The organism is Amycolatopsis vastitatis (assembly GCF_002234595.1).
GTDB lineage: Bacteria > Actinomycetota > Actinomycetes > Mycobacteriales > Pseudonocardiaceae > Amycolatopsis > Amycolatopsis vastitatis.
This window is the reverse complement of the sequence record NZ_NMUL01000049.1, coordinates 64,174-77,834: the sequence shown is the minus strand read 5'-3', so window position 1 is coordinate 77,834 and position 13,661 is coordinate 64,174. Positions and strand designations below refer to the sequence as shown.

Genomic DNA, 13,661 nt, shown 5'->3' with positions numbered 1-13,661 from the left:
CTCCTCAGGCCGAAGCGCCGACGATCAGCAGCTGCTCGTACAGCTCCCGGACGATCCGGTCGACGTCGCCGCGGGTGAAGAACCGGTCGGTGAAGATGTGCAGCACCGTGAGCCGGTCGCGGTAGGTCGAGACGTAGTACCCCGGGAAGAACGTGTCGCCGACCGTGTTGAGGATGTGGATCTCGGTGAACGACATCCCACTCGGCGCCGGGAACTCCGCCACCACACCGAGGTTGCTGATCAGCGCGTAGGAAAGGTTGCGGCCCAAGGAATCCTCCATCGGCGCCTGCTCGCGGGCACCTTCCGGACCGGCGAGCACCTCGTCCATCCGGGCCTTGACCTCCCGGCCGATGAGGACCGGGCTCAGCCGCGGCGACACGGCCGTTTCGGCCACGTAGGACATCATGAAGTTGGTCGTCTCCAGTTCGCCCACCGGCGGGTCGACGCGGCGCCGGAAGTCGACCGGCGAAACGCAGTACATCGGCACGCTCTCGCACCCGCCGGCCAGGACACGCTGGGCGAGCAGGATCGCGCCCGAGACCAGCCCGTGCACCGTGGTCTCGTACCGCCGGGCCGCACGCTTGAGCCACTGCGTCTCCTCGACGCCGAGCCGCAGGTAGCCGCTGATCAGCCCGGCGGTCCCGGCCGCCGGCTCGGGCGGGACCGCGGCGTGGAACAGCCGCCGGTCGTACGGGATCAGGCCGAGCCGCTCGTGGAACAGCGCCGCGGGCGGCGCGGGCAGTGCCGTGCCCGGCTCGCCGGCCGGCTCCTCCCCCGCCGCGAACGCGGTGAACAGCCGCAGCAGCTCGCGGAAGGTGCCGAGCCACGCGTTCGCGTCGGTGATCGAGTGGTCCGTCCGCAGGGCGACGTAACCGTGCCGGTCCCCCTGGACGAGTACGAGGTCGGCGACGCCCGCCGTGGCGTCCCACGGCAGCTCCCCGATCTTCGTCAGCACGTCCGGCACGTCCTCGAGGACGACCAGATCCGGTTCGTGCTCGGGCGAAACCGCCAGCACCGCTTCCGGCGCGGTACCGCGGACCCGCGCCCGCAGCACCGGGTGCACCGTGCACAGGTGCCGGAACGCCCGGGCGAGCGCGCCGGCGTCGAGCTCGCCCTCGTACTCGGCGGCCATGATCACCACGCGGTCGAGGTGGGCGAGCTCCAGGTAGTTCAGCGGACGTTCCGGCGTGGTCAGGTCCATTTCCACTCCCGCGTGAAGAACTGCGTGCCGTTGACGAGCACCTCGGCGGTGACGGCCGCGTCCGCCGCCCCCATGTCGATCCCAGCCCGGACGACGACCCGGTCGCCGTCCGGGGTTTCCGCGGTCTTCTCCCCCGTCGCCTTCATGCGCGCCGCCGCCGGGTGGTGTTCGGGCACGCCGAGGTCGACCTGCGTGGTCATGGCGAGAAAGTCGCGGTCGTCGCCCGGAAACCGGATCCGGTCCCGTTTCTCCACCGTCAGCCGGACCGACGAGCGGAGGTGGTCGCGGGCGATCTCCCAGCGGTCGCGGACCGGCCCGGCCGTGCCCCGGCGTTCCGGCACCGGGACGACCACGTCGGTGAGCGCCTCCGGGTCGCCCGCCGGCAGGCTCAGGGTGGTGGCCTGGCGGCCTTCGTACTCTTCGGCGGCGAGGCCGACGTAGTCGCCGGGACCGCGGATCACGCGGACGGCGAGCCGGCCCGGTTCGGCGGCCGGCCACAGCCGCGGGATGTCGGCCTCGGCCAGCACCAGCCGCACGCGGTGGCCCGCGGCGACCTGGTAGCACGTCGGATCCAGCTGCACCTGGACGACGTCGTCGCGCCCGGCCAGGTCCACCGTGCCCGACGAGACGAGCAGCGAGCGGTCCTGCTCATCGACGTCGGTCACCTTGAGCACGCACCGGGTCGCGGTCGTGCCCGGACCCAGCAGCAGCCGCACGGCCGGGCGCCCGGCGATCAGCAACGGCTCCGGCAGCGGCGCGCTTGTGAAGGTGAGCGTCCGGGCGTCGTCGTCGTGCTGGTCCAGCGGGTAGCCGAACCGGTCGGTCGGGTGCTTGGTCAGGCCGCTCAGCGCACCCACTGTCGGGTCGCCCCGGCCGGTGACCGTCGCGACCGCCGACGGCCTGCTGCCCGCCGCGGACCGGTAGAGGTGCCCGCTGCGGGACGCGACGAAGACGTGATCGGCCTTCTTCTCCGGCGGCCACTGCTCGGCGCGCACCCAGCGGGCACCGGCACCCTGGACGAAGAACGTCGCGGTCCGCTCGCGGGTACCGGCTCGCGGGTACCGGCCGTGCAGCCAGCGGTCCCACCACGCGCAGGCCAGCACGGCCGACGGGAACGGCCCGACCGGCGCGACGTCCGGGAAGGTGTGCAGCCACGGCCCGGCGATCAGCTGCTTGGGCGCCCGGATCTGCTGGTAGGCCGCGATCATGCCGTCACAGAACAGGTCCCGCCAGCCGGCGACGCACAACGACGGCACGGTGATCCGCCGCGCGTCGATCCGCCGTTCCGCCCAGACCGCATGGCCCGGCGGGTGCTGCCAGGCATCGGCGAACCACGGCTCGAACTTCTCGAGCCGTTCCTTCCAGAGGCTTTCGTAGTTCTCCTTGTCCTCACCGCGCAACGGCGGCAGCAGCGCGCAGAAGATGTTGTACAGGCTCAGGTGCCCGAACATTCCGATCCCGCCGCGCAGACCGGCCGGGTGCACGAGGTCGCGTTCGACGTCGGTCCAGCCCATCACCGGGAAGATCGCCTTCAGCGCCGGCGGCCGCTCGGCGGCGACGGCCAGCGTCGTCATGCCGCCGTGCGACAGGCCCCACATGCCGACCCGGCCGGTGCACCACGGCTGCGCGGCGGCCCACTGCACCACCGACACGCCGTCGGCGACCTCACCCGGGCTGAGCAGCGGCCGCGGTGTGCCCTCGGACGTCCCGATACCGAAGCAGTCCACGTAGAGCACCGCGTAGCCGCGCTCGGCGAAGTACCGCAGGTACCGGCTGGCCGCGACGCCGCCGAGACCGTCCTTGCGTCCCGTGTGGAGGGTCACCAGCACGGGCACGCGGTGCGTCACCTTCGGCAGGTAGAGGTCGGCACCGAGGGTCAGCCCCGGTTCACTGGAAGGGATGCGGACGTCGCCGCGGAACTCGACCTCGTGACGGGGCGGCTGGGAGGGCGGCAGCCGTACCGCGGGCCGGATCATCGCGGCTCCCTCGGCTTGCGCGGGCGCGTCCAGCGCAGCGTGGCTCCGCCCCAGCTCATCCCGCCGCCGAACGCCACGAGCAGCACGACGTCGTCGTCGAACAGCCGGCCGGAGCGGACGGCGTCGTCGAGGGTGATCGGGACCGAGGCCGCACCGGTGTTGCCGTACCGCTCGATGGTCAGGTGCATCTGCTCGGGCCGCAGGTCCAGGGTCTTCGCCAGGTCCTGCAGCATCCGGCCGTTGGCCTGGTGCGGCACGATGAGGTCGATCTCCGCCACCTCGAGCTCCGCCGACTTCGCGACGTCGACGACGAGGTCCGGCAGTACGCGGGACGCGAGGTCCCGGACCTGCCTGCCGCGCATGGCGAAGTAGTGCTCGCCCAGGGCGAGGGTCTCCTCGCTCGCCGGCCGCCGGCTCCCGCCGCCGGGCACGGTGACGAAGTCGGCGGTCGTCCCGTCGGACCCGAGCGCGCTCGACAGCAGGCCGCGGCCGTTGCTGCGCTTGCCGAGCACGACGGCGCCGGCGCCGTCGCCGAACAGCACGCAGGTGCGCCGGTCTTCGTAGTTCAGGATCCGCGAGTAGGTGTCGGCGCCGATGACGAGAGCGTTGCGGGGCAACGGATCCGCTTCGAGCAACGCGTGCGCGGTCACCAGCGCGTAGACGAAGCCGCTGCAGACGGAGTCGACGTCGAAAGCCGCGGCGCGCATCGCGCCGAGGTTGGCCTGCACGGCGCAGGCCGTCGCCGGGATCGGCTGGTCGGGCGTCGAGGTGGCGACGATCAGCAGGTCGATGTCGGTCGCGGCCAGGTTCGCCTCGCGCAGCGCGTGTTCCGCGGCGCGGGTGGCCAGGTCGGACGTCGCTTCGTCCGGGGCCGCCACGCGGCGTTCGGCGATGCACGTCTTGTCGAAGATCCACTGTTCGCTCAAGCCCAGGCGGCGGCCGAGCTCGGCGCTGGTGAGGACGGCCTCCGGCAGGTACGAGCCGGTTCCGAGAATGGCGGTGTTCATGGCGGTGGCGCCTTTCTATTCCGCGAACTTCGTCCGGTCGCACCAGACGAAGACGGCGCCGTCTTCCGGTACTCCGCGGGTGGTGGTTTCGGGGACGAAGTGTTCGTAGCCCGCCCGGTACGGGATCTTCAACCGGTCGTGCGAGAGTTCGGCGAACCGGACGAGCACGGTTTCGGGCATTCCGGCGGGTGCTCCCTTCAAGGTCACTTTCACGGTCGGCTCGGCAGAGCCCATGGCCTGTTTCACCTCTCTGTCATCCGACGCGCCGGTGATAAGCGCGGATCGCCAAGGGGAAGAACACGAGCAGCACACCGGCCGACCAGGCCAGCGCACCGGCGAGCGGGCCGGCGACAGGACCGCCGTTCAGCAGGCCCCGCACGACGTCCGCGAGCAGGCTCACCGGGTTGACGCCGGACCAGCCGCGCAGCCAGCCGGGCATGCTCGCGGCCGGGACGAAGACGTTGCTGGCGAACACCAACGGCATGAACAGCGCGACGGCGCTACCCTGCACCGCGTCCCGGTCGCGCAGCACCATGCCGAGGAACACGGTGATCCAGCAGAAGCACAGCCCGGCCGTCACCAGAATCGCCGTCGCGGCCAGCACTTCCGGCGGCCCGGTGCGCACGCGGTAGCCGAGGACGGCGCCCGCCGACAGCAGCACGACGATCGCGACCAGGTAGCGGACCGCGCCGGCCAGCACCACCCCGGTCAGCGGGGCCGAGCGGGCGATCGGCATGCTGCGGAACCGGTCGAACACGCCGCTGCCCGCGTCGCTGTTGAGGCCGACCCCTGCCGAGAGGGTGGCCATCAGCACGCTCGGCACCATCAGCCCCGGCACCAGGTCCTGGATGTAGGCGCCCGGGCTGCCGGCGATGGCGCCGCCGAACAGGTACCCGAACATGACCAGGAACAGCAGCGGCTGCACCGTCACGTCGACCAGGTGCTCGGGGTTGCGGCGGATCTTGAGCACGCCCCGCCCGGCCAGGATGAGCCCGTGCCGCACGGCGGCCGCGGGACCGACGCGCCCGCTCATCCGGCGCTCCCTTCCCGCGCCGCCGGAGCGTCCGCGTCGGCCGGTTTCCCGGTCAGCGCGAGGAAGACCTCGTCGAGACTGGGCAGCCGCAGGCCTGCCTCGGCCACGGCCAGCCCGGCCTGGTCCAGCTTCCGGACCAGCGTGGCCAGCATCATCGGGTCAGCGGCGGGCGCGGTGAGCAGACCGGTGCCGAAGTCGCGGGCCGGCGTGGTGCCGGTCAGCTTGCCGAGCACGCGGGCGATGGCGTCCATGTCCTGCGCCAGCACCGGCCGCACCTGTACCGTGCGGCCGCCGATGCGGCGCTTGAGCTCGTCGGGCGTGCCGTCGGCGACGACGTGGCCGGCGTCGAACACCGTGACGCGGTCCGCGAGCCGGTCGGCCTCCTCGAGGTATTGCGTGGTGAGGAGCACGGTGACGCCTTCGGCCACGAGCTCCCGCACCACCTGCCACAGTTCCCGCCGGACGTGCGGGTCGAGCCCGGTGGTCGGCTCGTCGAGGCAGAGCACCCGCGGCCGGCCGATCAGGCTCGCGGCCAGGTCGAGCCGGCGGCGCATGCCGCCGGAATACGTCGACGCGGGCCGGGCGGCGGCCTCCCCGAGGTCGAAGCGCTCGAGCAGGTCCGCCGCCCGGTCCCGCGCCGCGGGGCGGGACAGTCCCAGCAGGCGGCCGAGCAGCACCAGGTTCTCCGTGCCCGTCAGGTCCCCGTCGACGGACGCGTACTGGCCGGTGAGCCCGAGCAGAGCGCGAACCCGCGCCGGTTCGCGCTCCACGTCGAGGCCCCCGACCCGGACCAGGCCGCGGTCGGGCCGCAGGAGCGTGGCCAGCACCCGGACCATGGTCGTCTTCCCCGCGCCGTTCGGCCCGAGCACGCCGACCACCGTGCCCGCCGGAACGGTGAAACTGACTCGGTCGAGCGCGGTGGTGGGCCCGAACCGTTTGACCAGATCCTCCACCCGGATCATCGGTGGCACTTTTTCCTCCCTTGCGCGTACCCGGCACTGGCCGGTGTTTCCGGTTTTCCGGAAATCGTTCGTCCGGCCCGTGCTCAATGATTCACCGGCGAGGCAGGATCGGAATATCCGAAAACCGAAGAATTCCGCCCGTCCCGAACGCGGGCGAAACGGGCACGAAAAAGGCCGGGTGCCCACGGCAGGCACCCGGCCGATCATCCGCCCGAAATTCGGGGCGGGGTTCAGCGCCGGAGGGTTTCCGACGGGCGTTCCCCGAACCGCTGCTGGTACCGGGCAGCGAAATGACCCGCGTGCAGGAATCCCCATTCCGCGGCCACCTCCGTCACCGTGACGGCGTCGGACTGGGCGGCCCGCAGCTGGTCGCGCACCCCGCGGAGGCGGATCTCCCGCAGGTACTCCATCGGGCCCATCTTGAGGTGCTTGCGGAACCCCAGCTGCAGCGACCGCTCGGTGACGTCGGCCTCCCTGGCCAGGCTCGAGGTCGTGTGCCGCCACTTCGGGTGGTTGTCGATCCACTCGAGCGCGATGCTCACCGCACGAGTCGGCGCCGCGGGCACTTCGCCGTCGAGCATCCTTGTGTAGTTGCTGGGGTGGCCCAGCAGCAGCGCGGTGAGGAGCGTGCGTTCGAACATCTCCGCGACCGCACGCCGCTCGATGAGCGATCCCGGCCGATCCAGCTCGGTCACCAGCATCTGCAGGCCCCGCAGCCAGCTGCGCCCGTTCCCCGAGTCGACGGCCATCACCGGCGCGAACCGCAGCGGCTTGCGCAGGGGCGCGCCGAGCAGGTCGCTCAGCCGCGCCTCCAGCCCCGCCCGCTCCAGCCGCACGACCAGCTGGGTGCATTCACCCGTCCAGCGCAGCGCCACGGGATCCGTCGGCGAAAGCACCCCGGCGGTCGCGGTGGTCAGCCGCACCCGGTCGCTCCCGCAGCGCGCCTCGGCCTCGCCGGCGAGCGGGAGGAACACGGCGAAGAACGTTTCGGCGGGCTGGGATTCGAAACGCACCGATTTGCCGTAGCGCAGGACGCTCATCGACATGTCGCGCATCCGCACGTGGTGCATTCGCGCGTCGAGCCGCGTTTCCCCGCCGAGCAATCGGAGGCTGTGCGGCGCCAGAACACGGCTCACCTCCTCCCGCACATGATTCGGGTCACAAGAACGGAAGAGCTCGTAACGCGCGAGCGGCAACCCCGACGCGGAGCCGTCTTCCCTGGACAACACCGACCTCCGTCCACAGTTCAAGCGATTTTCCCGGAAAGGAAGCCGCAACACCGCGTCTTCCATGATCATTCTGGGCACCCGCCGGACCGGCCGACTCCGCCGGAAGGGTGAACCCACGATTCGCCGGACACGCGAAAATCACGGCCGGGGCCGACGGTTTCCCGGCTCCGATCATGGTATGAGGACCACCGACGGGCCACATCGGTCGAAAGAACGAATATCGACAGTTTCACACAATCCCGAGATCCCGGGCGAAGGCGGCCAGCTGGGTCCGGCTGCGCAGGTCGAGCCGCGCCAGCATCCGGGACACGTGGGTCTTGATCGTCGACTGACTCAACCCGAGCTCCGTCGCCACCTCCAGGTTCGAGCACCCTTCGGCGACGAGCCGCAACACGCTCAGTTCCCGGTCCGTCAACGGGATCCGCGGCTGTTCCCGCACCCGGCGCGCCGCGGGAGCGCGGAATTCGTCGAGCAGGTCACCGGCCGCGGCCGGGGCGAGCCAGCCCCCGCCGACCGCGACCGCGCGGACCACCGTGCCCCACGGGCCGCTGCCGTCGCTGTCGACGACGAAGCCCCGGACCCCCGCCTTCGCGGCGGGCAAGACGTCTTTCGGGTGGTAGGAATCGGCCAGCAGCACGACCGCGGGCGGCCGCCCGCCGCGGGCGATGTCGTCGGCGACGCTGACGCCGTCGGCGCGCAGCACGGCCCGCTCGAGCACGACGACCGACGGCGAGAAGCCCTCGAACGCCGTCACGACGTCACTCCAGGTACCGGGCGCTTGGTGCCGCACCTCGATGTCCGCCTCCGCGGCGAGCTGCCGCCGGATCCGGCGGGAACGGCAGGCACAGGACAGGATCAGCAGGACACGGATCACGGTCGCGGCGACCCACTTCCGGGCTGCCGGAAAAAATGGTACGGACCAATGGCCCCACTCAAATCGCGTCACCTCCGGGGTAGTTCACCACACCGCCACACACGGGCGGCTCCGGAACGTAGCGCAGCGATGACGAAGCGCACCAGCGGCGCACCGTGGATCTCCGTCCCATTCCCGCACATCACCGGAATGCCGCAGGGCTCGGCGGCCGACGAGGAGCAGGGCGACGGCCGCGGACACGGCGATCGTCACGTGGTTGCTGGGGAACGAGTAGTCCGTCGCGAAGTCGCAGGTGGCCACGGTCGGCACGGCCGGGTAGCGGATGCAGGGGCGCGGCTCCTCGACGAGGACCTTGACCAGGTTGCTCAGGCCGTAGGCCAGGCCGGCGGCGATGGGCACCCAGAGCACGGCCGCCATCCGCCCGGCGTCCCGATGGCGAGCACGCCACCACGCCACTGCGACGACCAGCGCGAGCAGCACCAGCCCGGCGTTGGTGAAGACCTGGAAGAACTCGTGCAGCCACGGGGTCGCGCGGGCGAACTCGAGCACATCCAGGTACCAGCCGCCATCGATGGCTCCGCCGTCCACCGCCACATCCTTCTGATCGATCGACAACATCGTAGAACTTCTACGTCAGTGTAGATGATTTGCCGGGTCGGCCCGTCCCCGGATGCGACGGCCCGTCTTCGACAGGCATGTAGATTGATGGTATGCGGATGCGGCGAGACGACAGCACCCGGCGGGCACCCGGCGAACTCGAGGCGCAGGTGCTGGCCGTGCTGTGGAAAGCCGACGGCCCGCTGTCGCCGGCCGAGGTACGGGAGCGGCTCGGCGCCGGCCTGGCCTACACGACCGTGGTGACCATCCTGTCCCGGCTCCACGAAAAGGGCGTTGCGGAGCGAGAGAAACTGGGTCGGTCTTTCCGGTACCGCCCCGTCGACGACGAGCCGGGACTGGCCGCGCGGCGGATGACCAAGGTGCTCGACGGCGAACCCGACCGCGACAGCGTGCTCGCCCGCTTCGTCTCGAACCTGTCCGAATCGGACGAACACCTGCTCCGCGAGCTGTTGCGGCAAAGCGAAGGTTGACCGCGTGGACCCCGACTTCTGGGTACCCCTGCTGCTCCCGCTCGCAGCCTGGCCCTTGGCGCGCGTCGTCACCCCTCGGCTGCCCCCGCGTGCCGCGAGCTGGCTGCTGACCACGGGGTGCCTGGTGCTCGCCGCGGCCAGCACCGCCGCGCTGACGTTGCAGGCCTTCGCCGGCCTGACCGTCATCCCGGCCATCGCCCACGCCGGCCACTGGTCAACGCAAGCCCTGGACAGCATGGAACCGGTCAACGTCCCCCTGGCGATCGGCTGCGGCCTCGTCCTGAGTGCGCTCGGCGGGGCGTTCACGCGCACCGCCGTGCGGTACGCGCGCTGGAGCCGCGCACTCACCCGGGAACTCGACGACCACTCCCCCGTGGCAGGCATCATCGTTCTGCGCGGCGAAGAACCGGTCGCGTTCTCCGCACCGGGCCGCGGCGGCCGCATCGCCATCTCCAGCGGCATGCTCGACGCACTCGACCCGGCAGAACGGGACGCCCTGCTCGCCCACGAACGCGCCCACCTCCGCCTGCGCCACCACCGCTTCCTCAATGCCATCACCCTCGCCGCGGCGCTCGACCCCCTGCTGCGCCCGCTCTGCTCGGCAGCGAGGTTCGCGCTCGAACGCTGGGCCGACGAAGCGGCCGCGCAGCACATCGGCGACCGGACGGTGGTGGCCAAGGCAGTCGCCAAAGCCGCGCTCGCCGGACGGGCCGAACCCGCCTTCGCCCTCGCCGCGACCGGCGGACCCGTGCCACGCCGGGTGAGCGCCCTGCTGGCCGCACCCACCCGCCGCCTCCCCGCCGCGCTGCTCAGCGCCACCCTGGTCCTCGGCGTCACCGGCTGGTCCGCCCAGACGGTGCTCGACGCGGCCACCGACCTGCATCACGACCTCGAGTCCGCGCAGGACTTCACCGCGGACGCCCATCACAGACACCTGCCCGATGAGCACGACGGACTTCGCCGCTGAACCGGATTCGACGCCGGACCCCGCCGACGTGTTCGTCCGCTGCGCATCGACGAGACCGTCTCAAGAGGCCGGTCCACCGAACAGCACCTGTCGGCTTGGCGCGGACACGATCGGGCGCCCGTGACCGCTTGCGGCGCGGACGGAAGATCCGCCGTGAATCGCGGCGTGATACATCAACGAAAACCCCCTTCTTCGCGGAATTTCTTGCCACATTTCCGAACCCGAACCAGCGGAACAAGAATCCAAGAGCAGCGATCACGATCCTGCTCGCCACGGCAACGCCACGTACTCAAGCTGAGCGAGAGTGCACCCGTCGCCCGCGGTCGGCCCGAGCCACCGCACGAACGAACGGGCAAATAGGTCAAATTATCCACGCAAAACAGTCATTGACCACATTTGACACAGGCTCTCCCATGATCGGCGACGAATAGCAGACACCGCAGCACGCTCGGAACATCCACTGATCACACGGAACGATCCAGAAACCACGACCTCGAACCCGCGAATCCATGAAGTGACCATTCGTCACAAAATGTGCATCTGGTCACGCGGTCCGATGTGTGGGACGGTGGAAAGGTTCGGCCGGTTGGCGAATGTGGATCGCTCACGATGGGAGCTGCCGAATGTCCGGATTTCTGCGGGGATTGTCGGGTCGGGCCACAATCGTGGCCGCAGTTGCCGCGCTTGTCGCCGGGGTCACGGCGGCGCAGGCCTCGGCCGCGTCAACGGCCACACCGGACGGGGGTGGTGGACCGAGTTCGGCCGGCTGCGCCGAGCGGGTCAACAACACAGCACGCAAGCTGGTTCCCTGTATCAGAACCGAGGATCTCTGGCACCACATGCGGGTCTTCCAGGCGATCGCCAACGCCAATCCGGGGCCCGACGGCCACCCGTCACGCAACTCCGGCGAGCCGGGCTACAAGGCGTCGGCGGACTACGTCGCCAAGGTGATGCGCCAGGCCGGTTACGACGTCAAGATCCAGACCTACAAGTTCTTCTATTTCGCCTACACGGCCTTGCCCGTGTTCAGCGAAGTATCGCCCACGGCGCACAACTACACCGTGGTCACCGACTGGAACCCGGGCCAGGCCACCGGGTCCACGACGGCGGCCCTGCAACCCGCGGGCGGCATCGTCATCCCGCCGGCACCGGCACCCAGCTCGGCCAGCGGCTGCACGGCGAGTGACTTCACCGGGTTCGTCCCCGGCCGCGTCGCGCTGATCCAGCGGGGCACATGCCCCTTCGGCGTCAAAGTCCAGAACGCGCAGACCGCCGGCGCGACCGGCGTGGTCATCTTCAACGAAGGCAACCCGGGACGGACGGCCGTGCTCAACGGCAGCCTGACCGACGCCGCCGGCAACCGGATCGTCCCGACGATCCCGGTATCTTTCACCTCATTCGCGACGGGCCAGGACCTGCTCGGCCAATACACCACGGCGATCCAGGGCGGGACAGCCCTGCCGGTGCTCAACCTCGCCGTCAAGGCCGTCGTCAACCCCAACGCCGACGACTACAACGTCATCGCCGACTCCAAGGGCGGCGACCCGAACCACGTCGTCGTCGTCGACGCGCACCTCGACGCGATCTACGGCGCCGGCATGCTGGACAACGCATCCGGCTCCGCGACGATCCTCGACATCGCCCAGATGATGCACAAGGTCAAGCCGCGCAACAAGCTGCGGTTCATCTGGTTCGGCGGCGAGGAGCTGGGCCTGCTCGGCTCGACGTTCTACGTCAACAACCTCACCCCGACCGAACTTTCCAAGATCGGCTACGACCTCGACGCGGACGTCACCGCGACACCGAACTACGTCGTCGGCGTCCTCGACCCGGCCGGCGTCGACCTGTTCAGCCGCACCGTTTCCACGCAGTTCCCACCGCAGGTGTACGAGCCGTCGAAGGTGGCCAGGGACCAGGGCATCGGGTACTTCACCTCGATCGGGAAGAAGAACATCCTGTTCTCGCCGGTCGGCACGGACGCGTTCAGCTTCAACCAGGCCGGCATTCCCGCAAGCGGAGTCCTGACCGGGCAGGACTGCTGCAAACTTCAGTCGGACGTCGATCTGTTCGGCGGCTCGCTCGGCAACTTCGAGGGGACCGTCCCGGGCACCGACGGCGGCTGCGTCGACAACCCGTTCCGCTGGTGCGACAACCTCGCCAACAACGATCCGAAGGTGATGACGTTCGTGTCCCGGGGATTCGCCACCATGGTGGTCGACATGGCCTTCGACACGAGCGTGCTCTCCTCCGGCGGCAAAGTGGCCGCCAAGACCGCGCGGCCTGCGGCGCAGGCCGGCACGGGCACTCTGACCCGATAGTCCGCCGCCTCCCCGAAAGACCTGGTCCGCAGCCGAGGTGGACGGCAGCGGAAGGAGACGGACGTGGCCGAGCGGGCGCCGGTTTTACACCGGCTGGCCGGCACCGCCGAAGCGGTGCTGCGAGTCGGCCACGTGCACCTGCACTCCGGTCCGGCCGGTGAACCGCTTCCCCGTGGGCAGAGTGACCGTGGCGGTCGTGTCGGCGAGGGCGGACAGCCTGGAAAGGTATGCCCGAGCCGAGCACCGACCCGGCCCGGCGCCGCCGACGGCGTCATCGGGCCGGTGTCGCCGTCCCGATGATCAGCGGGTGCACCACCGACGGCATCCCACGCCACCGCGCTGTGCTCATGTCCTCGATGTCGAACCGCTGCTTGAGAAGCGCGACGGTGTCGCGATCGCACCGGCAGCCCTGCGCGAACGCCGCCCACGGCCCCGCCAGCCGCGTCTGCCTGCGCGCCAGCTTCGGGTCCTCGGCGCGCACGTGCTCACAGAACAGCAGCCGCCCACCGGGCCGCAGCACCCGAACGAGCTCGGCCAGCACACGATCGACGTCGGGCACCGTGCAGAGGACCAGTGTCGACACGACCGTGTCGACACTGGCGTCCGCCACCGGCAGCGCGTCGGCCGAGGCCTGCACCAGCCGCATCCCGATGCGACCCGCCACGCGCTTTTCGAGTCGCCGGTACATCGCCGGGACGGGCTCGGTCAGCACGACCTCCGCCGTCGCAGGGTAGTGCGCGACATTGAGCCCGGTCCCCGCCCCGATCTCGACCACCTGGCCGTGCACGCGCCGCAGCAATTCCCCGCGCCGGCCCGCCAAGCCGAGCCGCTCCCCCCGGCGCAGGAACGGTTCGTACAGTGCCGCCCCGAACCGTTCCCAGAGCCCGTCCCGTGCCCCCACGCTGTCCCCTCCGGCCATCGTTCCTCCTTCGAGCCGCTGATGCGCTGCAGCACATCAGCCACCGGCCGCCCACCGCATCACCCGCTCGTGCCATTCCGGCGGCTG

General features: G+C 70.6%; 13 protein-coding genes. 3 read left to right on the top strand and 10 right to left on the bottom strand.

Annotation, left to right across the window (positions count from 1 at the left end; genetic code table 11):
• Positions 1–4: 4 nt before the first annotated feature.
• The 9 genes from CF165_RS39530 to CF165_RS39495 form a co-directional block, all read right to left on the bottom strand.
• Complete coding sequence (locus tag CF165_RS39530) at positions 5–1,201, bottom strand: phthiocerol/phthiodiolone dimycocerosyl transferase family protein (RefSeq protein WP_093952710.1); 1,197 nt, start codon at positions 1,199–1,201, stop codon at positions 5–7.
• Positions 1,192–3,177 carry a CocE/NonD family hydrolase gene (locus tag CF165_RS39525; protein WP_093952709.1) on the bottom strand — a complete coding sequence of 662 codons (1,986 nt, stop codon included), beginning with the start codon at positions 3,175–3,177 and terminating at the stop codon, positions 1,192–1,194. Before CF165_RS39525 ends, CF165_RS39530 begins: the two co-directional genes overlap by 10 nt.
• Positions 3,174–4,184 (bottom strand): 3-oxoacyl-ACP synthase III family protein, encoded by a 1,011-nt coding sequence (locus CF165_RS39520; RefSeq protein WP_093952708.1) that lies wholly within the window; start codon positions 4,182–4,184, stop codon positions 3,174–3,176. The genes CF165_RS39525 and CF165_RS39520 overlap by 4 nt, the downstream gene beginning before the upstream one ends.
• A gap of 15 nt (positions 4,185–4,199) precedes the next feature.
• Positions 4,200–4,418, bottom strand: a complete 219-nt coding sequence (locus CF165_RS51410; RefSeq protein ID WP_276209755.1) for a DUF5988 family protein — start codon at positions 4,416–4,418, stop codon at positions 4,200–4,202.
• Between the two features lie 19 nt (positions 4,419–4,437).
• Positions 4,438–5,217: an ABC transporter permease gene (locus tag CF165_RS39515; RefSeq protein WP_093952707.1), complete on the bottom strand. Its 780-nt coding sequence runs from the start codon at positions 5,215–5,217 to the stop codon at positions 4,438–4,440.
• The gene (locus tag CF165_RS39510) at positions 5,214–6,179 is read right to left on the bottom strand and encodes an ATP-binding cassette domain-containing protein (RefSeq protein ID WP_439098541.1); all 966 of its coding nucleotides are present in this window, start codon (positions 6,177–6,179) and stop codon (positions 5,214–5,216) included. Before CF165_RS39510 ends, CF165_RS39515 begins: the two co-directional genes overlap by 4 nt.
• A 230-nt stretch (positions 6,180–6,409) precedes the next feature.
• On the bottom strand, positions 6,410–7,315 hold the full coding sequence (locus CF165_RS39505) for an AraC family transcriptional regulator (RefSeq protein ID WP_158226892.1): 906 nt from the start codon (positions 7,313–7,315) through the stop codon (positions 6,410–6,412).
• A gap of 322 nt (positions 7,316–7,637) precedes the next feature.
• Positions 7,638–8,282, bottom strand: coding sequence for a response regulator transcription factor (locus CF165_RS39500; protein WP_158226891.1), 645 nt, complete (start codon positions 8,280–8,282; stop codon positions 7,638–7,640).
• A gap of 84 nt (positions 8,283–8,366) precedes the next feature.
• A complete protein-coding gene (locus tag CF165_RS39495) occupies positions 8,367–8,870 on the bottom strand; it encodes a phosphatase PAP2 family protein (RefSeq protein WP_240521994.1) in 504 nt (167 codons plus the stop codon).
• A 122-nt stretch (positions 8,871–8,992) separates the two neighbouring features.
• Between CF165_RS39495 and CF165_RS39490 the strand changes: the two genes are divergently transcribed.
• The 3 genes from CF165_RS39490 to CF165_RS39480 all read left to right on the top strand — a co-directional run bounded on the left by CF165_RS39490 (position 8,993) and on the right by CF165_RS39480 (position 12,655).
• Positions 8,993–9,370, top strand: a complete 378-nt coding sequence (locus tag CF165_RS39490) for a BlaI/MecI/CopY family transcriptional regulator (protein ID WP_093952703.1) — start codon at positions 8,993–8,995, stop codon at positions 9,368–9,370.
• 4 nt (positions 9,371–9,374) lie between these two features.
• Positions 9,375–10,337 (top strand): M56 family metallopeptidase, encoded by a 963-nt coding sequence (locus tag CF165_RS39485; protein WP_093952702.1) that lies wholly within the window; start codon positions 9,375–9,377, stop codon positions 10,335–10,337.
• A gap of 839 nt (positions 10,338–11,176) precedes the next feature.
• Positions 11,177–12,655, top strand: a complete 1,479-nt coding sequence (locus CF165_RS39480; RefSeq protein WP_158226890.1) for a M28 family peptidase — start codon at positions 11,177–11,179, stop codon at positions 12,653–12,655.
• Between the two features lie 271 nt (positions 12,656–12,926).
• Here the strand turns inward: CF165_RS39480 and CF165_RS39475 are convergent, their stop codons facing one another.
• Positions 12,927–13,574 (bottom strand): class I SAM-dependent methyltransferase, encoded by a 648-nt coding sequence (locus CF165_RS39475; protein WP_093952700.1) that lies wholly within the window; start codon positions 13,572–13,574, stop codon positions 12,927–12,929.
• Positions 13,575–13,661: the final 87 nt, after the last annotated feature.

Excerpts from the sequence above, each read along its gene's own strand:
- CF165_RS39530 (WP_093952710.1), bottom strand. The coding sequence starts at position 1,201 with ATGGACCTGACCACGCCGGAACGTCCGCTGAACTACCTGGAGCTCGCC.
- CF165_RS39525 (WP_093952709.1), bottom strand. The coding sequence starts at position 3,177 with ATGATCCGGCCCGCGGTACGGCTGCCGCCCTCCCAGCCGCCCCGTCAC.
- CF165_RS39520 (WP_093952708.1), bottom strand. The coding sequence starts at position 4,184 with ATGAACACCGCCATTCTCGGAACCGGCTCGTACCTGCCGGAGGCCGTC.
- CF165_RS51410 (WP_276209755.1), bottom strand. The coding sequence starts at position 4,418 with ATGGGCTCTGCCGAGCCGACCGTGAAAGTGACCTTGAAGGGAGCACCC.
- CF165_RS39515 (WP_093952707.1), bottom strand. The coding sequence starts at position 5,217 with ATGAGCGGGCGCGTCGGTCCCGCGGCCGCCGTGCGGCACGGGCTCATC.
- CF165_RS39510 (WP_439098541.1), bottom strand. The coding sequence starts at position 6,179 with ATGATCCGGGTGGAGGATCTGGTCAAACGGTTCGGGCCCACCACCGCG.
- CF165_RS39490 (WP_093952703.1), top strand. The coding sequence starts at position 8,993 with ATGCGGATGCGGCGAGACGACAGCACCCGGCGGGCACCCGGCGAACTC.
- CF165_RS39480 (WP_158226890.1), top strand. The coding sequence starts at position 11,177 with ATGCGGGTCTTCCAGGCGATCGCCAACGCCAATCCGGGGCCCGACGGC.
- CF165_RS39475 (WP_093952700.1), bottom strand. The coding sequence starts at position 13,574 with ATGGCCGGAGGGGACAGCGTGGGGGCACGGGACGGGCTCTGGGAACGG.